Raw genomic sequence first — 18,719 nt, forward strand, 5'->3', positions numbered from 1 at the left:
TCATGAGTCAACCGCTCGATACCCTCTGGTACACCCGCTGCCCCGTGCCCACCGGGCTCGGCATTGCCTTGCAGAAAGGCTGGCTGGAACAGGCCCTGGGCGACCAGGGCACGCGCATCCAGTCGCTACGTGAGTCCGCCAGCCAGGCAGTGCGTGAGTCGCATTTCGATCACAGCCTGCAGAACTCGGTGCGCCACGGGGGCAGCATTCCGGCCATCTGGGCCCGCGCCAGCGGGCGCGAGACTCGGGTGATCGGCTTGTCTTGGGCCGACGAGGTGCAACTGATCCTCAGTTTGCCGGACAGCGGCATCCGCTCCGTCAAGGACCTTAAGGGCCGGCGCTTCGGCCTGCCCCACTGGACTGGCGCACAGATCGACTTCACCCGCGCCCAGGCCATCCGCGGTCTGGAAAATGCCCTGCGTCTGGAAGGCCTGGAGGTCAAGGACGTGGAGTTGGTGGACTTCATTCAGGGCGGCACCTTCAGCGATGAAGCGCCCCAGCGCATCGCCGGTCTCGGGGCCTTCGGCGGCAGCCGCCGTGGCGGGCAGAACCCGGAGCTCACCGGGCTGCTGCGCGGTGAAGTGGATGCGATCTTCCTCAAGGGGGCTCATGCGGTGCAGCTGGCCCAGCAGTTTGGCCTGCACACGGTGATCGACACCGGCTCGCACCCTGAGCCGCTGGTGCGTTCGAACAACGGAACGCCGCGCACCCTGAGCGTCGATCAGCACCTGCTCGACCAGCACTTCGACAGTGCCGTGGGCATCCTCGGTGCGGTGCTGCGCGCCGAGCAATGGGCCCATGCTCACCCGGAGGACACCCGCCGCTACCTCGCTCGCGAAGCCAACAGCAGCGAGTATTGGGTGGTCCAGGCCTACGGCGAGGACGCGCACCTGCGCCTGCACACCGCGCTCGACGAGCGCGCCGCCACGGCCTTGCAGGACTTCACCGACTTCCTGCACCGCTGGGGCTTCATCCCCGAGCGCTTCGCGGTGCGCGACTGGATCGACCCGCGCCCGCTGGACGCCCTGCGCAGCGCCGTCGCCAAGCGCGCCAGCTGAGCATCATCTGGCCCCGGCGCAGGCTGGGGCCGACTGCCCATCCGCACAAGGCTCTTGCATGAACAACCCACTCGACACCCTCTGGTACACCCACAGTCCGGTACCCACGGGGCTCGGCATCGCTGTCGAATCCGGCCGACTGGCCCGGGCCTTCCAGCCCTGGGGTACGCGCATCCAGGCCCTGCGCGAATCCTCCGACCGCGAGGTGCGTGAGGCGCACTTCGACCATCATCTGCACAATTCGGTACGCCATGGCGGCAACATCCCGGCCATCTGGGCCCGCGCCAGCGGGCGCGATACCCGCGTGCTGGGCCTGTCATGGAGCGACGAGGTGCAGTTGATCGTCACCACCGCCGATAGCCCTGTGCGCGGTATTCGCGACCTGCGCAACCGCCGCTTCGGCCTTCCCAAGTGGGCCAACGTGCAGATCGATTTCACCCGTGCCCAGGCCATCCGGGGCCTGGAAAACGCCCTGCGCCTGGAGGGCCTGAGCCCCCATGACGTGGAGCTGGTGGACTACCCCTATGGCGGCACCTACAGCGACGACCCGGTGCGCCACGTGCACGGTGCCCAGGTCAGCCTCGGCGACCGTGTGCGCCAGCGCAACAACGAGTTGATCGGCCTGCTGCGAGGCGATATCGACGCGATCTTCCTCAAGGGCGCCCACGGCCTGCACCTGGCCGACGAATTCGGCCTGCGGGTGGTGGTGGACATCGGTTCGCACCCCGATCCGCTGGTGCGCGCCAACATCGGCACCCCACGCACCCTGACCGTCGACCAGCACCTGCTGGACCAGCACTTCGACGCCGCGGTGCTGATCCTCGACAGCGTGCTGCGTGCCGAGCAATGGGCCTGGGCCCACCCCGAAGAGACCCGCCGCTTCCTCGCCCGCGAGCTGAACACCAGCGAGTACTGGGTCGCGGCGGCCTATGGCGAAGACGCCCACCTGCGCCTGCGCACCAACCTGGCCGAGCGCTCCATCGAGGCCTTGCAGGACCTCACGGACTTTCTCGAACGCTGGGGGTTCATTGCGCGCCGCTTCGATGTGCGTCAGTGGATCGAACCCCGGCCGCTGGCGCACCTGCTGGAGAACGTCAATGTCGCCATCTAGGCCGCACGGCTTCATCGCCAGCTTCATGTTCCTGGCGACCTTCAGTGGCGCCACCATCGGCATGGCGAAGATCGTCACCACTCTGTACGCCATGCACCTGGGCGCCAGCCCGTTGCAGTTGGGGGTGATCTCGGCCATGGAGTCGCTGGGCATGGTGCTGCTGACCCTGCCGGCGGGCTTCGTCATCGCCCGCGTCGGTGCACGCCGGGTGTACTTTCTGGCCAGCCTCGGGCCACTGCTGCTGAACTTGGCGATCCCGCTGTTCGCCCATTGGACCTGGCTGGCCGTGGCGCGGCTGCTGATCGGCCTGTGCATCCCGTTTCGCATCGTGGCCATGAACAGCGCCTTTCTGCGTCAGTTGCGCCACATAGGCCGCGACAAGGCCGGCTGGTATCGCGGCGCGCTGACCCTGGGCATGGGCTTGCTCGGCCCGTTACTGGGCAATGCCCTGAGCGGTGGCAGCTTTACGTTGGGCTTCGTGGTGATCGGGCTGTGCTTCGGCTCGATGGCGGTGTACAGCCTTGGCTTTTGGGAGCACGAAAACCCGGCCGAGACCGCCCCCGAGATTGACGGCGGCATCCTCGCCCAGTCCCGTGCCTTGCTCGGCCATGCCGAGGTGGCCGAGAGCTGCCTGATCGAACTGTTGTCCGGCGCCACCGGTGCGTTGTTCGGCACCTTCGTCATCGTGCTGGCCATGGAGGTCGCACACCTGAGCCAGGAGCGTGCCGTGAGTTTGGTGATGATCCAGGGCCTGGCGGCGGTGCTGGGCCTGTTCAGCCTTGGCCGCTTGGTAACGCGCGCGGGGCGGCGCCTGACCTACCTTGCAGGTCTGGGCCTGGCAGTGACGGGCCTGCTGCTGCTCGGTCGTGGCCAGGGCTATGCCTGGCTGGCCGCGGGGGCAGTGCTGCTGAGCGTGGCCAGCGCCCTGGCGCACTTGGTGAACATGGCGCGGATGAGCGACTCGCCGCTGGACAAGAGCAAGCTCTCGGGCCTGTTCAACCTGGCCGGGATGCTTGGCGGCTGTACCGGTGCCTTGCTAGGTGGGGTGATCAGCCACTGGATCGGCACGGCCAACCTGTTTTTGGCGTGGACCCCGCTGGTGCTGCTCACCGCCCTGTTCTGCTGGCTGCGCCACGTGCGGCGCGGTACGACCCCTGTCATCGTCGTGGAGGGCTGACTCGATGCGCACACTCCCTTGGCATCACCTGACTCTGCTCGTCTCGCCGCTGGCGCTGCTCGCGGCGTGGATAGTGCTGGCCGACAGCGGCGCCTTCCCGCGCCAGCTGCTGGTACCACCGCGCGAGGTCTGGCAAACCTTCGAGCAGTTGCTGGCCAGCGGCGAGCTGCGCGAACACCTGGGCAGCAGCCTGTCGCGCTTGGCCCTGGGCTTCGTGTTCGGCGCCGGCGCAGGCCTTGCCTTTGGCTGTGCCATGGCCCTGTCGCCCGGTGTCGAGGCCTATTGCGGGCCACTCTTCCATACCCTGCGCCAAGTCCCGTCGATTGCCCTGATCCCGATGTTCATCCTGTTCTTCGGCGTCGAGGAGACGTTCAAGATCGTGATCGTCATCAAGGCCACGTTCTTCCCTGTGGCCCTTGCGACCTGCGAGGGCGTGCGCGGCATCCCGCGCAGCTACTTCGAGGTCGCCCAGGTGCAGCGCCTACCCCTGCCGACCCTGCTCACGCAGGTCGCCTTCCCGGCCGCCGCGCCACCGATCCTCACTGGCCTGCGCATTGGCCTGAGCCGCGCCTGGATGGTGCTGGTGGCTGCTGAGCTGCTGGCCGCCGACAGCGGTCTGGGGCAGATGATCGAGATGAGCCGGCAGATGCTGCGCATCGATGTGGTGATGGTCGGTGTGCTGGTGACCGGGCTGGTGGGCTTCACCCTCGATCAAGGTCTAAGACTGCTGGAGCGGCGCGTGCTGCGCTGGAAGCCCCTATGAACCGACTGATTTCATTGGCCCGCCGGGGCCGCGGGCTGGTACTGCCCCTGTTGTTGATCGCGGCCTGGGACATCGCCTCGCGCCAAGGCGCCAGCCAGGCCTATGCCTTCGTACCGCTCGAGCGCATCGGCCAAGGCCTGGTCGAGCTGCTGGCCAGCGGCGAGCTGTGGTTGAGCGTGCAGGCCAGCCTGCAACGCACCTGCCTGGGGCTGCTGTTCGGCGTGCTGGCAGGCTTCGCCCTGGGCGCCGGGATGGCCTCGTCGCGCTGGCTGGAGCGGCTCTTCGCGCCGTTGTTCCATGGCCTGCGCCAGGTTCCCATCCTAGGGCTGATCCCCCTGTTGGCGTTGTGGTTCGGCAGCGGCGAAGCGACCAAGGTATTGATCGTCTCTCTGGCGGCGTTCTACCCGATGACGCTCAACGCCTTCGAAGGCTTCAGCCACGTGGAGAAACGCTACCGGGAAGTCGGGCGCCTGTATGCCCTGTCGCCCTGGCAGCAGTTCGCGCAGATCCTCCTGCCTGGCGCTCTGCCCAGCTTGTGCAACGGCGTGTTGCACGCGCTGGCCTTCGCCTGGGTCAGTTCGGTGGGCAGCGAGCTGTTCCTCTCCACCGGCATGGGCCTGGGCAACCTGATGATGAACGCCGAGACCGGCTCGCGCATGGAGGTCATCGTGATCGGCGTGCTGTGCATCGGCTTGCTCGGCTATGCCATGAACCAACTGTTCTCCCGCCTCAGCCGGCACCTGCTGCGCTGGCGCGCTCTTCGTCGATAGGTGACCGTGATGACCGCATTGCTCAATTCCGTTCTACCCGCCTACACCCTCGGCCAACCCGGCGCCTTGCAGATTCGTGGGCTGAACAAGCACTACCAGATCGACGGCAAGCCGTTGCAGGTGCTCAAGGACATCGATCTGCAGGTGCTGCCGGGCGAGTTCGTCTGCATCGTCGGCGCCAGCGGGTGCGGCAAGTCCTCGCTGTTGCGGCTGATCGTGGGGCTGGAGCAAGACTACGCCGGGCACATCCATCTGGATGGCGAACGCGTACAAGGCACCAGCCTGGACCGGGGCCTGGTGTTCCAGGATCACCGCCTGTTTCCCTGGAAAACCGTTGAACAGAACGTGGCCCTGGCCCTCAAGCCCCTGCGCCTGGGCAAACGGGAAAAAGCCGAACGGGTCGCCGAGCATCTGGCGTTGGTCGGCCTGCAAGGCTTCGAGCACGCCTACCCGCACCAACTCTCCGGCGGGATGGCCCAACGCGCAGCCATTGCCCGGGCGTTGATCACCCGGCCTAAGCTGCTGTTGCTCGACGAGCCCTTCGGCGCCCTGGATGCCCTGACCCGCATCCACCTGCAACGCGAGCTACAACGCATCTGGCTGCAACAGGGCAGCAGCATGATCATGGTGACCCATGACGTGGAGGAAGCCCTTTACCTGGGCGACCGGGTCATCGTGATGGACCCTCGCCCTGGGCGCATTCGCCATGAAGTGCGCGTGGAGCTACCGCACCCGCGCGAACGGCACGCGCCGCGATTGCAGAAGCTGCGCGACGAGCTGCTGGCCGAGCTCACGGGGGCCTGACGATATGGCGCCAGGTTGCTACCCAATTGCGTCACCGCGATTGAGACAGCCGCCCGGCTTGTGTTACGAGGTTCCTAGGCCCGCCGACCCGCAGCGGGTGAGACAAGGAATCTCGTACATGCCCACGCCAAGAACAATAATCGCCACCACCGCTCTGCTACTCGCCGCGCCCTTCCAGTTGGCGCTGGCCGATACCGCCCCCGCCAAGCCCAACCTGCTGACTGCCGCCGCCGCCTGGCGGCAGACTGCGGCCGAATACCGTGCCTTGTACTACCAGGGCTTCAACTTGGCCAAGCTGCGCCTGGACCAGGCCCTGGCCGAGCGCAAACCTGGTGCCAAGCCGCCAGCGATCATCAGCGACCTGGACGACACGATCCTCAGTAGCAACACCTACTGGGGCGCGCTGATGAACGAGGATAAGGACTTCTTCGACGATGCCCTCTGGGACCGCTGGGTCGCCGACAACGGCCCGACCCTGACACCAGGTGCACTGGCGTTTCTCGAATATGCCAAGTCCAAGGGCGTGGAAATCTTCTATGTATCCAGCCGCGATCAGGGCGACAAGACCGACGCGTACGCACTCGAAAACCTGCGCGCACTGAAGGTGCCCTTCGCCGACAAAGAACACGTGACCATCCTGCGCGAAAGCTCCAACAAAGAGCCTGCGCAAAAGGCCATAGCCGAGCACCACGACGTGCTGCTGATGCTGGGCGACAACCTCAACGACTTCAAACGCCGGTACTACGTCGACAACATCCAGCAGCGCGCCACGTTGCTCGATGAAGACCGTGCCCAGTTCGGCGATAAGTTCATCGTCTTCCCCAACCCGACCGACGGGCACTGGATGAAGGCGATCTTCGGGGAGTCCGAGCCTGCCGACACGCCCGAGAATCGCGCCAAATTCCGCGCGGCAGCGGCCTCGGGTGCCTGGAAGGCCAAGCCATAGGTGCTCGCATTGGGTGGACGCGCAGTGCATGTGCGCACAGTTGAGCGGCGTTTGCCTGCCCCAGAGGCATGACCTTCGGGTAGCTGAGCGCTTCATTGGCTCTCGTTCAAACGGACGATGCGAGGGTTCGACCTCTGGGTCATGGTGGGTGCCTGCGCAGGTAGGCGTCCACTCTCAACCCGACAGAAAACCGAAGATGACGACATCCATTCGTTTCGAAGGCGGTACCGCGGTCATTACCGGCGCGGCCAGTGGCATCGGCAGTGGGCTGGCGCGGCATGCCGCCAAGCTTGGCATGCGTGTGGTGCTGGCCGACCTGGACCGCGACAAACTCGAGGCCGTCGCGGCCACGCTCGACACCGAGACGCTGTGCGTACCGACCGATGTGCGCAATCCGCAAGCGCTCGAGGCGCTGGCCGAGGCCACCTGGCAGCGTTTCGGCGGTGTCGATCTGCTGTTCAACAATGCCGGCATCATGGCCACGGGCTTTAGCTGGGAGATCTCACCGGAGCGCTTCGAAAACAGCTTTGCGGTCAATGTCCATGGCGTGCTCAACGGCCTGCGCAGCTTCGTGCCACCCATGCTAGAGCGCAACGCGCCGGCGCGCATCATCAACACCGCATCGGTGGGCGGGTTTTTGGCAAGCCCACTGATGGCGCCCTACTCGGCGACGAAGTTCGCCGTCGTCGCCCTGACCGAGTCGCTGCATGGCGAGTTGAAAATGCTCGGCACGCCCGTGGGGGTGTCGCTGCTCGCACCGGGCCCGGTGCGTAGTGGCATCTTCGACAATCCCTTTGGCGATGCGCTCGACCGCCCCGAAGTGCGAGGGTTCGTCGACACCATGCGTCAGATGCTGGACGCGCATGGGCTGACCCCGGACCAGTTCGCCGAACGGGTATTCGAAGGAATTCAGGAGGAACGTTACTGGCTCATTCCACAACCGCAGGTGCTCAATGATGCCCTGCAACGACGTGTGGAAGATATTCTCGCCGGACGTGAGCCGGTGATGCCGACGCTCTGACACTTTTCATACGCACCGCCAACGGCACGAACGTCCAGGCGGTGCCCATCCCCCTGGTTCAGCCGGGAGCTTGCGCCTCTGACTGGCGTGGCGTATTGGAAACGGGAAAAACAAAAAAGGCCAAAGATAAAATCTTTGGCCTTTTCTGGAAGCGTTCCGGGATATCGGGTGACACCCCATGAACACTGAATTTGGAGCGGGAAACGAGACTCGAACTCGCGACCCCGACCTTGGCAAGGTCGTGCTCTACCAACTGAGCTATTCCCGCGTCGTGATGGGTGCCATTGTAGCGATCTGCAAAACAACGTCAACCCTTTGATTCAAAAAAACTTTTACTTCTGCTCCGAGCCTTCGCGCAGGTGCGGCCAGGCAGCGACCAGGTAGTGGACCATCGACAGCAGCGTCAAGCCAGCGGCGACCAGCAGCAAGGCGTAGCCGAGCACCACCCAGAAGGTCAGCACCGGTGGATTGGCCAGCAGAATGACCAGCGCCAGCATCTGCGCGGCGGTTTTCCACTTGCCGAGGTTGGACACGGCCACATGCGCCCTCGCCCCCAGTTCCGCCATCCATTCACGCAGCGCCGAAACCACGATCTCGCGACCGATGATCACCGCAGCCGGCAACGTCAGCCAGAAATTGGCATGCACCTGCACCAGCAACACCAAGGCGACCGCGACCATCAGCTTGTCCGCCACCGGGTCCAGGAAGGCACCGAATGGCGTGCTCTGCTGCAGGCGACGGGCCAGGTAGCCGTCCAGCCAGTCAGTGGCGGCGGCAATGGCGAACACCGTGCTGGCGGCAATGTAGCTCCAGTGATAGGGCACATAGAACAGCAGGATGAAGATCGGGATGAGCAGGACGCGTAGAACGGTGAGCAGGTTTGGAATATTCATCGGTACGACTGGCTGCGGGTTGAGGGTGGCATTCTACTCGCTATGCAGGCTGGCATAAATCGACTCGGCAAGCTTTTTACTGATGCCTGGCGCCTTGGCGATTTCATCGATGCTGGCGCGGTTGAGCTCCTGCAGGCCGCCGAAATGTTTCAGCAGGTCACGGCGGCGCTTGGGCCCGACCCCGGCCACGTCCTCCAGGCTCGAGGTGCGCCGAGCCTTGCCGCGCCGGGAACGGTGGCCGGTGATGGCAAAACGGTGGGCTTCGTCGCGGATCTGTTGGATCAGGTGCAAGGCCGGTGAATCCCCCTTGAGGGTGAACTCGTGGGCCACGTCGTTGAGGTACAAGGTCTCGAAACCAGCCTTGCGCGTCACACCCTTGGCCACGCCGAGCAAGGTCAGGTCGGTCAGGGCAAGCTCCTGCATGACCTCGCGGGCCATGTTCAACTGTCCCTTGCCGCCGTCCACCAGGAGCACGTCGGGCAGCTTGCCCTCGCCGTCCTTGATGCGACCGAAGCGGCGCGTCAGGGCCTGGTGCATGGCGGCGTAGTCGTCGCCGGCGGTCACGCCTTCGATGTTGAAGCGTCGATAGTCGGACTTGAGCGGTCCTTCCGGGCCGAACACCACGCAACTGGCCACGGTGGCTTCACCGCTGGAATGGCTGATGTCGTAGCATTCCAGGCGCTGGGGCACTTCATCGAGGCCCAGCACCTGGGCCAGAGCCTCGAAACGCGCGGCCATGTGCTGGCGGTTGGCCAGGCGGGCGTTGAGGGCCTGTTCGGCATTGGTGACCGCCAACTGCTGCCAGCGTGCCCGCGTGCCACGCACCCTATGGCTGATGGCCAGTTCCCGGCCACGCAGGGTCTGCACCGCCTCGCTGATGGCGGCAAAGTCTTCGTGGGTCACGTTGACGATCAATTCGCCCGGCAGTTCGCGCTCGGCATTGCCCAGGTAGTACTGAGACAAGAACGCGGCCATGACCTCGGCCACCTCCTCCTCGATGCCCACCTGGGGAAAGAAGTTCTTGCTGCCCAGTACCCGCCCGCCCCGCACGCTGATCAAATGCACGCAGGCGCCACCCGGGTTGACGAAGGCGGCCACGACGTCGACATCCCCCGAGCCACCTTCCATGTACTGTTGGTCCTGCACTCGGCGCAGCAAGGCGATCTGGTCGCGCAACTCTGCCGCCTTCTCGAAGTTCAGGGCCATGGCGGCCATTTCCATTTCGGCATTGAGCTCATTGCCCAATTGCTGGCTGCGGCCTTCGAGGAACATCATCGAATGGCGCACATCCTCAGCGTACTCCTCTGGCGTCACCAGGCCGACGCACGGGCCTTTGCAGCGCTTGATCTGGTATTGCAGGCATGGCCGGGTGCGGTTGGCGTAATAGCTGTCCTCACATTGGCGCACCGAGAAGGCTTTTTGCAGCAGGCTCAGGCTCTCGCGAATGGCGCCAGCGCTAGGGTACGGACCGAAGTAACGCCCCTTGGCCTTCTTGGCGCCACGATGAATGCCCAGCCGTGGGAATTGACCGTCGGAAAGAAAGACATAGGGGTAGGATTTGTCGTCGCGCAGCAGGATGTTATAGGGCGGACGCCATTCTTTGATCAGCGTCTGCTCCAGCAGCAAGGCCTCGGTCTCGTTGGCGGTGATGGTGGTCTCGACCTGGGCGATGCGCCCCACCAGGGCTGCCGTCTTGGGCGCAAGACCCGTCTTGCGAAAATAACTGGCCAGGCGTTTCTTGAGGTTCTTGGCTTTGCCCACGTAGAGCAGCCGCGCCTCGGCGTCGAACATTCGGTAGACGCCTGGGCGACCGCTGCAGGTCGCCAGGAATGCACTGGCATCGAAGATTTGAGACATGGGGCCTTACAGACTTGCGTCAACCATACCGTGGCGAACGGCCAGCAAGGTCAGTTCGACGTCGCTGGTGACCGAGAGTTTTTCGAAGATCCGATAACGGTAAGTATTGACGGTCTTGGGCGACAGGCACAACTTGTCGGAGATGATCTGCACTTTCTGGCAGCCCACGATCATCAACGCGATCTGGATCTCCCGCTCCGACAGGGCATCGAATGGCGAGCCCTGGGGCTGGAACGACTTGAGCGCCAGCTGCTGGGCGATCTGCGGGCTGATGTAGCGCTGGCCGGCAAAGGCCAGGCGGATAGCCTGGACCATTTCGTCCAGCCCTGCCCCCTTGGTCAGGTAACCGGCCGCCCCGGCCTGCATCAGGCGCGTGGGGAACGGGTCGTCCTCACACACGGTGACCGCGACCACTTTGATGTCCGGATGGCTGCGCAACAACTTGCGGGTCGCCTCCAGGCCGCCGATGCCTGGCATTTTCACATCCATCAGGACGACGTCCGGCTTAAGCTCCCGGGCCAGCTTCAGTGCCGACTCGCCGGAATCCGCCTCCCCCACCACCTGCAGGCCATCGATATCGGCCAACATGCGCGTGATGCCGGTACGCACCAGATCGTGATCATCGACCACCAAGACCCTAATCAAACAGACACCTCGTCAATGGGGCGATTGGATCCCGCCACCTTAACAAAATTTTTCACTGCTGACCTAGTGACCTGGTTGGCTATTTCGCCTCCTAGCGCGCAGCGGTCACTAGGTCAATGCATCGTCGAAAATCACAGACCGACCCGATGTGCGTACCTGGCCACCATCGCGCTCGCCCGCCTCTCCAGCCAGACGCTGCAACAGGTGGCGCAAGGCAACCTGATCAGCCTCAGGCAGTCGGCGGAAAAGCGCCAGCACGCGGTCTTCATCGACGGTCAGGCTGTCCAGTGGGGCTGGGGTATGCGCACCACTGAGCACATAGAGCGCATCAACGCCCCGCTTGGCCAGCGCGGCCAGATAATCGACCCGCGGCGTGCGCTCACCACTTTCATACTTGCCCTGGGCATTGGGCTCGACACCGCCGATGTCGCCGAACACCCGCTGGGTGAGGCCAAGGCGCTCACGCTCTTCCCGCAGCCGCGGACCAATTCCACTCATTCGACTCCCTTCCCTTGCTGTCCATGAATCCCACGGAAATGGTGACCTTCGAGCAAGTGGCCATCACCCCGGATGGCACTATGCCAAGTGGGATCCAATCCTGGCAAGCCATCATTGCGCCATTGGTCACGATCCGTCTCGACAGTCAGCTTTTCGGCGCGACCCCGCGTTGCATACGCACGAAACAGTCGTCCTCGCCCATCTCGACGAAACCATGTCGCCGATAGAGCTGACGCGCAGGATTGCTCTTGAACACCATCAATCTGAGCAAGGGCAGCCCCCGTTGCCCTGCCCACTGGGCCAGAGTCTCCAATACCCAAGCGCCGACACCACGCCCCCTGTGCTCCGGCAGCAGGTGCAACTCGCGGATGAACAGGGCCTGACGATCCTGGCTGAGGCTGCAAAAACCCAGCACTTGCCCCTCCTGCGTCACCAGCCACTGTTCGCGCCAACCCCAGGCTTCGTCGAAGGCTTCCTCGATCCACAGCAGGTCGAACTCCCGGTAGTAAGGCAGCATGGCGCGCCGGGTCAGATCGCGGGCGAAGGTGCGGTAGGCGTCGGTGGCGGGGGTCAGTTCGAACGGCATGTGGAGCAGTCTTCCAGTCAATCTACGGGGCATAGCACACCGGTGAACTACCCGGTCCACGGCGCTCCAGTTCATCCTCCAGCCACCCGGCCAGCACCACGGCGTTATTGTGCTTGGTGTCCTTGCCGGCATAGAGCAAGGTCAAGTTGCCCTTGGCCGCCAGATCCAGCAGGGGGTACCAATGCTCGGGATGGGCCGCGAGTTCCTGCTGGTAGCGCTGGGTGAAACCGGCGAAATCAACCTCGCCATGATGAAACGCCTTACGCAACTCATCGGAGGGTGCGACCTCTCGCAACCATCGGCCGTGAAGGTCGTCCTTGCGTTTGTTGCGTGGCCACAGGCGATCGACCAGCACCCGCTGACCGTCCTCGGCCTCCATTGGATCGTAGACACGTTTGCAACGGATCACGACGTTCTCCTACGCCAGGCTTTCCCATCAGCCTAGGGCCTTCATTGACCAAGGTCACGTGCAGACTCTGAATTGCCTTCTATGCTTTGCCCGCCTGGCATCTTTGCCCGACGCCACCCGGAGCCCTCCATGGCAACCTCGTCACTGGCCAACCAGACCGACCTGGCCCACTGCGACGTCCGCCCGCCGTTGTCGCACAGACCCGGCCGCGGCACCCTCACGCTGTTCATCGGCCTGCTGCTGGCCGCTGTGGCTTACACCGCCTGGAGCCTGAAACAGGATATCAGCGCCAGCGGCACCGTCGTTACTACCTTCACTCCCTTCCTGCTGCTGGGCCTGGCGCTGCTGATCGCCCTGGGCTTCGAGTTCGTCAACGGCTTTCATGACACGGCCAATGCGGTCGCCACGGTGATCTACACCCATTCGTTGCCTGCGTCGGTGGCGGTGGTATGGTCTGGCCTGTGCAATTTCCTTGGGGTGCTGCTGTCCAGCGGTGCCGTGGCCTTCGCCATCATTGCGCTGCTGCCGGTGGAGTTGATTCTGCAGGTCGGCTCAACGGCCGGCTTTGCCATGGTGTTCGCCTTGCTGCTGGCGGCAATCATCTGGAACCTGGGCACCTGGTGGCTGGGTCTGCCAGCCTCGTCCTCACACACCTTGATCGGCTCCATCATCGGCGTCGGCGTGGCCAACGCCCTGATGCATGGCCGCGCAGGCACCAGCGGGGTGGACTGGGCCCAAGCCGGCAAGGTGGGCTATGCCCTGCTGTTTTCGCCGCTGATCGGCTTCGCCTGCGCCGCCTTGCTGTTGCTGGCAATGCGCCTGCTGATCAAGCGTCGCGAGCTATACCAGGCACCGCAAGGGCAGACACCTCCCCCCTGGTGGATCCGCAGCGTGTTGATCCTGACCTGCACCGGCGTGTCGTTCACCCATGGGTCCAATGATGGCCAGAAAGGCATGGGGCTGATCATGCTGATTCTGGTGGGCACCTTGCCAATGGCCTACGCGCTGAACAAGACCATGCCCACCGAGCAGGCACAGCAGTTCTCTGTCATCGCCCAAAGCACCCGTCAAGCGCTGGTGCGCAGTGCGCCTCAAGCAGCACCGGGCGACCCCCGTCAGGCGCTGGTCGCCTTCATTGCCGAGCCCAAGGCGAGCCCCCAGCTGGTCCCCGCCTTGGCCGCACTCAGCGGGATGATCGGCGAACAGGTCAAAGGCTATGGCTCGCTCAACCGAGTGCCAGCCGAAGCCATGGCCAACATACGCAACGACATGTATCTGGCGAGCGAAACCATCCGCCTCATCGACAAGCAACAGTTGGCACGCTTCGACGCCGATACCCACCGCCAGATAACGGTGTTCAAACAGCAACTGGACGATGCCACCCGCTATATCCCGCTGTGGGTCAAGGTGGTGGTCGCCATTGCATTGGGCCTGGGCACGATGGTGGGCTGGCGACGCATCGTGGTCACGGTGGGGGAAAAGATCGGCAAGACCCACCTGAGCTATGCCCAGGGCGCCTCGGCAGAAGTGGTGGCCATGTGCACCATTGGCGCGGCGGACCTGTTCGGTCTACCGGTGTCGACCACCCACGTGCTCTCATCCGGTGTCGCGGGGACTATGGTGGCGAACGGCTCAGGCGTCCAGCGCCGGACGCTGTTCAATCTGTTGATGGCCTGGGTGTTGACCTTGCCGGCAGCAATGTTGCTGGCCGGATGCCTGTACTGGCTGCTGTGCCAGGTATTCTGAAGGTTCAGGGCCGCGTCGCGACCCTGAACACCTGCAGACTCAGCCCGGAATCTTCAGGCCCCGCTGCACGGCAGGCCGGGCCAGGAAGGCCTCCAGCACTCGCTGCACCTGCTTGAACTCATCGAACCGCACCAGCTCCCGTGCGTTGTAGCGCTCCACCAGGTTGCGCACCCAGGGGAAGATGGCGATGTCGGCGATGCTGTAGTCATCAACCATCCATTCGCGTCCGGACAGATGCCGGTCGAGCACGCCCAGCAGACGCCGGGATTCATTGACGTAGCGGTCCCGCGGGCGCTTGTCCTCGTACTCCTTGCCCGCGAAGAAATGGAAGAACCCAACCTGGCCGAACATCGGCCCGATCCCGCCCATCTGGAACATCAGCCATTGCAGGGTCTGGTAACGGGTGGCCGGGTCCTGGCTGAGCAATTGGCCGGTCTTCTCAGCCAGGTACTGCAGGATCGCGCCGGACTCGAACAGCGGCAATGGCTGACCGTTCGGCCCGTTGGGGTCGAGGATGGCAGGAATCTTGTTGTTGGCGCTCAAGGAGATGAACTCAGGGCTCATCTGGTCATCGTTGTCGAAACTGACCTTGTGCACTTCATAAGGCAGGCCGATCTCCTCCAGCATGATCGAGACCTTGACGCCGTTGGGCGTGGCCAAGGAATACAACTGCAGGCGCTCGGGATGACGCGCCGGCCATTTGCGGGTGATGGGAAAAGCGCTGAGATCGGTCATGGGCACTTCCTGAAAACGAGGAAATGACCACTGTAGGGGTAACCCGGTGGTTTGGCCATCGGTTGTTACTGGGGATTTCGCCGCCATGCGTGGGAGTGGGTTTAGCCGCGAATACGTTGGTGAATCCACTACCGCATTCGCGGGTGAACCCGCTCCCACAAAGACCGTGCAGTGTTTCCGATGGCGCGCCCGTGGATGCGCCATCCGTCACATCAGTAGCGCGTCGGAACGCGCTCTGCACCCTTGGAAATGATCACTTCCACACGACGATTGAGCTGCCGGGAATGCGCATCGGCATTGGAGGCAACCGGGTATTCCTTACCATAACCGCCAGTGGTGATGCGGCCAGGCTCCACGCCCTGACGGCGTAGCGCCATCGCCACGGAAGCGGCGCGCTGTTCGGACAGCTTCTGATTGAACGCATCGCTGCCAGTGGCATCGGTGAAGCCTTCTACCAGCACCTTGCGTTCAGGGTTGTCGTTGAGGAATGCGGCCAGCTTCTGGATATCGCGGTCGCTGCTCGGACGCAGTTGCGCTCGCCCGGTGTCGAACAGCACATCGCCGAACGTCACGACGGTGCCACGCTCGGTTTGCTGGGACTTGAGCGATTGCAACGCCTTGAGCTGGGCGGTACGCACCTGAAGGCGCGCCTCGGTACGCTGGGCCTCGATACGCTGAAGACCGGCCTCGGCCTGACGCAGCACGATGGTCTGCTCGGCCGTCTCGATCTTGCGGTTGGCCAGGTAGGCGAGCTGCTCGACCTGCATGTCCTTGCGGTCCTTGAGCGAGGCCAGCTCCGCCTTGCCAAGGGCACGGTAGGCTTCCTGGGTCTCCAGGGCGGCAAGGCGGCTGGCGTCAGGCTTGCTTTGCAGGACCGAATACGCCTCGCGGGCCTCCAGCAAGCTTGGGTTTTCTGGCGTCGCGCTACAACCGGCCAACGCCAGTGCGAGTACCGAGACACAAGGCAACAGATACGATTTCGACATGGTCAGCTCCTTATTCGGCGGTCACGGCAGGCAGTGTGTCGGGTGCTTCGAGCATTTCCCGCTTGAGCACTTCGATGCCTTCGCGGGCGGCACTGAGTTGTGCCTGTGCCTTGCTCGCCTGGGCCTTGCGCTCGGCGAAGCTGGCATCGGCCTCGGCTTGTTCGGCGAGGGTGCGGACTTGAGCCATGTCCTGCTGGCCCATGGCCCGCTCCATGGCATTGAGTTTGTCTTGGGCCGCACGCATTTCGACGGGCGCATACTGGGTCGCATCGGCAGCCACGGCACGATTGACCGCGTTACGGGTCAGCTCGATCTGTTCTGTCGGCACGACAACACTGGCGCAGCCGCCCAGGGCCAATAACAGGCCGCCCAGAGGCATGAGATTGCGGATGGATCTGGCACGCATGAAAACAACTCCTCGGTGCAAGGCGCATGGGCACGGAGCTCCCGCCGCGATCACGCACGCGTTTGCATCAGGGGGGTAGGAAAAGTCTCGGATGCTCAGCAGAACCTCGCCTGCGTCGCAAAGGCGAGAGTGGGAGCTTTATGTGGGATTAAACGAACATCCAAGACCGTCGGTTGCGAAAACCAGACCAGCCTATTCGTAACCCTGGACGAGCCGCATAGGACTCACCTGACAAGCCCGTAAGGTTTTTCAACGAATTGGGGCATTAACCACTCGGCAGACGGCTCAGGACCGTCTGCCGATAGCAGCACTCAAGACAAACCATGGGCCTTGAGCTTGAGCTTCTCGGTATCCACGCGCACGAACACCGAGTCAGCCGTCACGGTCAGTACATCGCCTGCCCAGACTTCGCAGATGACCCGGGTCTTGCGCCCGACTTCACCTTCGACACGTGCTTTGAGCACCAGCTCCACGCCCATCGGCGTGGGTTTGAGGTACGTCAGGCTGAGGGTGCCGGTGACACAATCGATTCGCGGCAGGCTCCCCGCTTCGCGTCCTTCGGCCCGGTAGTGATAGGCCATGGCCGTCCAGTTGGAATGGCAATCCACCAACATGGCCAGGAAGCCACCATAGACCAGCCCCGGCCAGCCGATGAAGCTGCTGTCGGGCGAGTGGCGACAGAGCAGGTGAATACCATCGTCATCCCAATGACTCTTGATGTGCAGTCCGCTGGGGTGCGAGCAGCCACAGCCGTAGCAGGTACCCTCAGGGGCCGCCAGCTCCTGCTGGGAAAGTACGTGTTCGTTCATACGCGTCCTGTGCTTGTTGGTATGCGGAGAAGACGCCACCGATGGTAGCGCCCCACCCTTCCCCCGCCAACGACGAGGCTGCGCTGGCAGCCTCGTTTTGCGCTACCGATCCGTTGCCGGGGCCAGCACCGAGATACCACGCCTGCGGGTCAGGGCAATCAGCAGGATGAAGCAGGTCACCCCCGCCGTCATCAGCGTCTCGTAGCGATAGGCATCGCTGAACAGCATGTAGCCAAGCACCATGACGATCAGCCCGATCACCAGCCAGGTCAGCCAAGGGAACAACCACATCTTCAGCGCAAGCTCCATGCCTTCGCGCTCGGCACGCGCCCGCATGCGCAACTGCGACACGGCAATCACCAAGTACACCAGCAAGGCGATGGCGCCGGTGGTCGACAACAGGAAGCCGAACACCTTGCCAGGCAACACATAGTTGACGAAGCAACCGGCGAAACCTGCCAGGGTCGACAGCACGACTGCCACGGTCGGCACGCCATTGCCGGAGATACGCTTGATCATCCGCGGCGCCTCGCCCCGTGCACCCAGCGAATAGAGCATGCGTGAGGCGGTATAGAGACCGGAATTCATGCAACTGGTGACCGCCACCAGCACCACCAGGTCAACCATCAACTTGGCACCCGGCACGTTCAGCACCTCGAGTACGCGCTGGAAGGACCCCACTGCTTTAAGGCCAGGGTCGTTCCAGGCCACCAGCGACACCACCAGGAAGATCGAGGCCAGGTAGAAGATGGCGATGCGATACACCACCAGGTTGGTAGCGCGGCGAATCTTGTCTTTCGGGTTGGCGGTCTCGTCGGCCGCAATGGTGACGATCTCGGCGCCGAAGAACGAGAAAATCGTAATCAACACGCCGCCGAGCACCGTGCCAAAGCCGTTGGGCATGAAGCCGCCGCTGGCCCACAGATGGCTGACACCGGAGACTTCCGCCAGCGGCCAGACGCCGAACACGGCCATGCTGCAGATGCCGATGAACGCAAGAATGGCGATCACCTTGACCAGCGCGAACCAGTACTCGAATTCACCGAAGTTCTTCACGCTGATCAGGTTGGTGGCCGACAGCACGACCATGATCAGGAACGCGAACAACCAGGACGGCACGCCGGGGAAGTACGCATGGAGGATATCCGCGCCGGCAATCGCTTCGACCGGGATGATCAGCACCCAGAACCACCAGTACAGCCAACCGATGGTGAAACCCGCCCAGGGTCCGATGGCCTCGGCGGCATAGGTGGAGAATGAACCACTGTTGGGGTTGGCAATCGCCATTTCGCCCAACATGCGCATCACCAGCAAGACCAGCAGGCCAGTCATGGCGTAGGAAATCAGGATCGCCGGGCCCGCGGTGGCGATGGCGTTGGAAGAACCGATGAAAAGGCCGGCTCCGATGATGCCGGCGATGGAAATCATGGAGACCTGACGCGAGGTCAGGCCATGTTGCAGCGAGCGTTGTTTTTTTGGGTGTGGCGATGCCATGGGGA

General features: G+C 63.6%; 20 protein-coding genes and 1 tRNA gene. 9 read left to right on the top strand and 12 right to left on the bottom strand.

What is annotated here, in order from left to right:
* Positions 1-2 precede the first annotated feature (2 nt).
* The 8 genes from R6G97_RS17945 to R6G97_RS17980 all read left to right on the top strand — a co-directional run bounded on the left by R6G97_RS17945 (position 3) and on the right by R6G97_RS17980 (position 7,650).
* Positions 3-1,058: an ABC transporter substrate-binding protein gene (locus R6G97_RS17945; RefSeq protein ID WP_090345579.1), complete on the top strand. Its 1,056-nt coding sequence runs from the start codon at positions 3-5 to the stop codon at positions 1,056-1,058.
* A gap of 58 nt (positions 1,059-1,116) precedes the next feature.
* Entirely contained in the window at positions 1,117-2,169 is a 1,053-nt protein-coding gene (locus tag R6G97_RS17950; protein WP_043209218.1) for an ABC transporter substrate-binding protein, read from the top strand.
* A complete protein-coding gene (locus R6G97_RS17955) occupies positions 2,156-3,346 on the top strand; it encodes an MFS transporter (protein WP_090345576.1) in 1,191 nt (396 codons plus the stop codon). Before R6G97_RS17950 ends, R6G97_RS17955 begins: the two co-directional genes overlap by 14 nt.
* 4 nt (positions 3,347-3,350) lie before the next feature.
* On the top strand, positions 3,351-4,109 hold the full coding sequence (locus tag R6G97_RS17960; protein ID WP_180962722.1) for an ABC transporter permease: 759 nt from the start codon (positions 3,351-3,353) through the stop codon (positions 4,107-4,109).
* Entirely contained in the window at positions 4,106-4,879 is a 774-nt protein-coding gene (locus tag R6G97_RS17965; RefSeq protein WP_178113765.1) for an ABC transporter permease, read from the top strand. The genes R6G97_RS17960 and R6G97_RS17965 overlap by 4 nt, the downstream gene beginning before the upstream one ends.
* Positions 4,880-4,888: 9 nt before the next feature.
* Positions 4,889-5,683, top strand: coding sequence for an ABC transporter ATP-binding protein (locus R6G97_RS17970; protein ID WP_043209210.1), 795 nt, complete (start codon positions 4,889-4,891; stop codon positions 5,681-5,683).
* A gap of 118 nt (positions 5,684-5,801) precedes the next feature.
* Complete coding sequence (locus R6G97_RS17975; RefSeq protein ID WP_317847307.1) at positions 5,802-6,629, top strand: 5'-nucleotidase, lipoprotein e(P4) family; 828 nt, start codon at positions 5,802-5,804, stop codon at positions 6,627-6,629.
* 196 nt (positions 6,630-6,825) lie between these two features.
* Positions 6,826-7,650: an SDR family NAD(P)-dependent oxidoreductase gene (locus R6G97_RS17980; protein WP_317847308.1), complete on the top strand. Its 825-nt coding sequence runs from the start codon at positions 6,826-6,828 to the stop codon at positions 7,648-7,650.
* A 192-nt stretch (positions 7,651-7,842) separates the two neighbouring features.
* Here the strand turns inward: R6G97_RS17980 and R6G97_RS17985 are convergent.
* The 7 genes from R6G97_RS17985 to R6G97_RS18015 all read right to left on the bottom strand — a co-directional run bounded on the left by R6G97_RS17985 (position 7,843) and on the right by R6G97_RS18015 (position 12,538).
* Positions 7,843-7,918, bottom strand: a tRNA-Gly gene (locus R6G97_RS17985).
* A 64-nt stretch (positions 7,919-7,982) separates the two neighbouring features.
* Positions 7,983-8,543, bottom strand: a complete 561-nt coding sequence (gene pgsA, locus R6G97_RS17990; protein WP_043209203.1) for a CDP-diacylglycerol--glycerol-3-phosphate 3-phosphatidyltransferase — start codon at positions 8,541-8,543, stop codon at positions 7,983-7,985.
* A 33-nt stretch (positions 8,544-8,576) separates the two neighbouring features.
* The gene (uvrC, locus tag R6G97_RS17995; RefSeq protein ID WP_317847309.1) at positions 8,577-10,400 is read right to left on the bottom strand and encodes an excinuclease ABC subunit UvrC; all 1,824 of its coding nucleotides are present in this window, start codon (positions 10,398-10,400) and stop codon (positions 8,577-8,579) included.
* A gap of 6 nt (positions 10,401-10,406) precedes the next feature.
* On the bottom strand, positions 10,407-11,045 hold the full coding sequence (gene gacA, locus R6G97_RS18000; protein ID WP_043209199.1) for a response regulator transcription factor GacA: 639 nt from the start codon (positions 11,043-11,045) through the stop codon (positions 10,407-10,409).
* Between the two features lie 108 nt (positions 11,046-11,153).
* Positions 11,154-11,543, bottom strand: a complete 390-nt coding sequence (locus R6G97_RS18005; RefSeq protein ID WP_043209197.1) for a helix-turn-helix domain-containing protein — start codon at positions 11,541-11,543, stop codon at positions 11,154-11,156.
* A 145-nt stretch (positions 11,544-11,688) separates the two neighbouring features.
* Positions 11,689-12,129, bottom strand: coding sequence for a GNAT family N-acetyltransferase (locus R6G97_RS18010; RefSeq protein WP_043209194.1), 441 nt, complete (start codon positions 12,127-12,129; stop codon positions 11,689-11,691).
* A 22-nt stretch (positions 12,130-12,151) separates the two neighbouring features.
* Entirely contained in the window at positions 12,152-12,538 is a 387-nt protein-coding gene (locus R6G97_RS18015) for a DUF488 domain-containing protein (protein WP_043209192.1), read from the bottom strand.
* Positions 12,539-12,667: 129 nt separating this feature from the next.
* Between R6G97_RS18015 and R6G97_RS18020 the strand changes: the two genes are divergently transcribed.
* On the top strand, positions 12,668-14,284 hold the full coding sequence (locus tag R6G97_RS18020) for an inorganic phosphate transporter (protein WP_317847310.1): 1,617 nt from the start codon (positions 12,668-12,670) through the stop codon (positions 14,282-14,284).
* 39 nt (positions 14,285-14,323) lie between these two features.
* On the opposite strand, the gene R6G97_RS18025 is transcribed toward R6G97_RS18020, so the two are convergent.
* The 5 genes from R6G97_RS18025 to R6G97_RS18045 all read right to left on the bottom strand — a co-directional run bounded on the left by R6G97_RS18025 (position 14,324) and on the right by R6G97_RS18045 (position 18,714).
* Positions 14,324-15,019, bottom strand: coding sequence for a glutathione S-transferase N-terminal domain-containing protein (locus tag R6G97_RS18025; RefSeq protein WP_043209187.1), 696 nt, complete (start codon positions 15,017-15,019; stop codon positions 14,324-14,326).
* A 212-nt stretch (positions 15,020-15,231) separates the two neighbouring features.
* Positions 15,232-16,005 (bottom strand): OmpA family protein, encoded by a 774-nt coding sequence (locus R6G97_RS18030; protein ID WP_043209186.1) that lies wholly within the window; start codon positions 16,003-16,005, stop codon positions 15,232-15,234.
* Between the two features lie 10 nt (positions 16,006-16,015).
* Positions 16,016-16,411, bottom strand: a complete 396-nt coding sequence (locus tag R6G97_RS18035) for a DUF4398 domain-containing protein (RefSeq protein ID WP_070571846.1) — start codon at positions 16,409-16,411, stop codon at positions 16,016-16,018.
* A gap of 311 nt (positions 16,412-16,722) precedes the next feature.
* Positions 16,723-17,220 (bottom strand): PaaI family thioesterase, encoded by a 498-nt coding sequence (locus R6G97_RS18040; protein WP_317847311.1) that lies wholly within the window; start codon positions 17,218-17,220, stop codon positions 16,723-16,725.
* Between the two features lie 102 nt (positions 17,221-17,322).
* Positions 17,323-18,714, bottom strand: a complete 1,392-nt coding sequence (locus R6G97_RS18045; protein ID WP_317847312.1) for an amino acid permease — start codon at positions 18,712-18,714, stop codon at positions 17,323-17,325.
* Positions 18,715-18,719 lie beyond the last annotated feature (5 nt).

Source organism: Pseudomonas sp. HTZ2 (genome assembly GCF_033173945.1).
GTDB classification, from domain to species: Bacteria; Pseudomonadota; Gammaproteobacteria; order Pseudomonadales; family Pseudomonadaceae; genus Aquipseudomonas; species Aquipseudomonas guariconensis.

Bases quoted from the DNA above. Each gene is read 5' to 3' on its own strand.
- R6G97_RS17945 (WP_090345579.1), top strand. From the start codon at position 3: ATGAGTCAACCGCTCGATACCCTCTGGTACACCCGCTGCCCCGTGCCC.
- R6G97_RS17950 (WP_043209218.1), top strand. From the start codon at position 1,117: ATGAACAACCCACTCGACACCCTCTGGTACACCCACAGTCCGGTACCC.
- R6G97_RS17955 (WP_090345576.1), top strand. From the start codon at position 2,156: ATGTCGCCATCTAGGCCGCACGGCTTCATCGCCAGCTTCATGTTCCTG.
- R6G97_RS17960 (WP_180962722.1), top strand. From the start codon at position 3,351: ATGCGCACACTCCCTTGGCATCACCTGACTCTGCTCGTCTCGCCGCTG.
- R6G97_RS17965 (WP_178113765.1), top strand. From the start codon at position 4,106: ATGAACCGACTGATTTCATTGGCCCGCCGGGGCCGCGGGCTGGTACTG.
- R6G97_RS17970 (WP_043209210.1), top strand. From the start codon at position 4,889: ATGACCGCATTGCTCAATTCCGTTCTACCCGCCTACACCCTCGGCCAA.
- R6G97_RS17975 (WP_317847307.1), top strand. From the start codon at position 5,802: ATGCCCACGCCAAGAACAATAATCGCCACCACCGCTCTGCTACTCGCC.
- R6G97_RS17980 (WP_317847308.1), top strand. From the start codon at position 6,826: ATGACGACATCCATTCGTTTCGAAGGCGGTACCGCGGTCATTACCGGC.
- pgsA (WP_043209203.1), bottom strand. From the start codon at position 8,543: ATGAATATTCCAAACCTGCTCACCGTTCTACGCGTCCTGCTCATCCCG.
- uvrC (WP_317847309.1), bottom strand. From the start codon at position 10,400: ATGTCTCAAATCTTCGATGCCAGTGCATTCCTGGCGACCTGCAGCGGT.
- R6G97_RS18005 (WP_043209197.1), bottom strand. From the start codon at position 11,543: ATGAGTGGAATTGGTCCGCGGCTGCGGGAAGAGCGTGAGCGCCTTGGC.
- R6G97_RS18010 (WP_043209194.1), bottom strand. From the start codon at position 12,129: ATGCCGTTCGAACTGACCCCCGCCACCGACGCCTACCGCACCTTCGCC.
- R6G97_RS18020 (WP_317847310.1), top strand. From the start codon at position 12,668: ATGGCAACCTCGTCACTGGCCAACCAGACCGACCTGGCCCACTGCGAC.
- R6G97_RS18025 (WP_043209187.1), bottom strand. From the start codon at position 15,019: ATGACCGATCTCAGCGCTTTTCCCATCACCCGCAAATGGCCGGCGCGT.
- R6G97_RS18030 (WP_043209186.1), bottom strand. From the start codon at position 16,005: ATGTCGAAATCGTATCTGTTGCCTTGTGTCTCGGTACTCGCACTGGCG.
- R6G97_RS18035 (WP_070571846.1), bottom strand. From the start codon at position 16,411: ATGCGTGCCAGATCCATCCGCAATCTCATGCCTCTGGGCGGCCTGTTA.
- R6G97_RS18040 (WP_317847311.1), bottom strand. From the start codon at position 17,220: ATGAACGAACACGTACTTTCCCAGCAGGAGCTGGCGGCCCCTGAGGGT.
- R6G97_RS18045 (WP_317847312.1), bottom strand. From the start codon at position 18,714: ATGGCATCGCCACACCCAAAAAAACAACGCTCGCTGCAACATGGCCTG.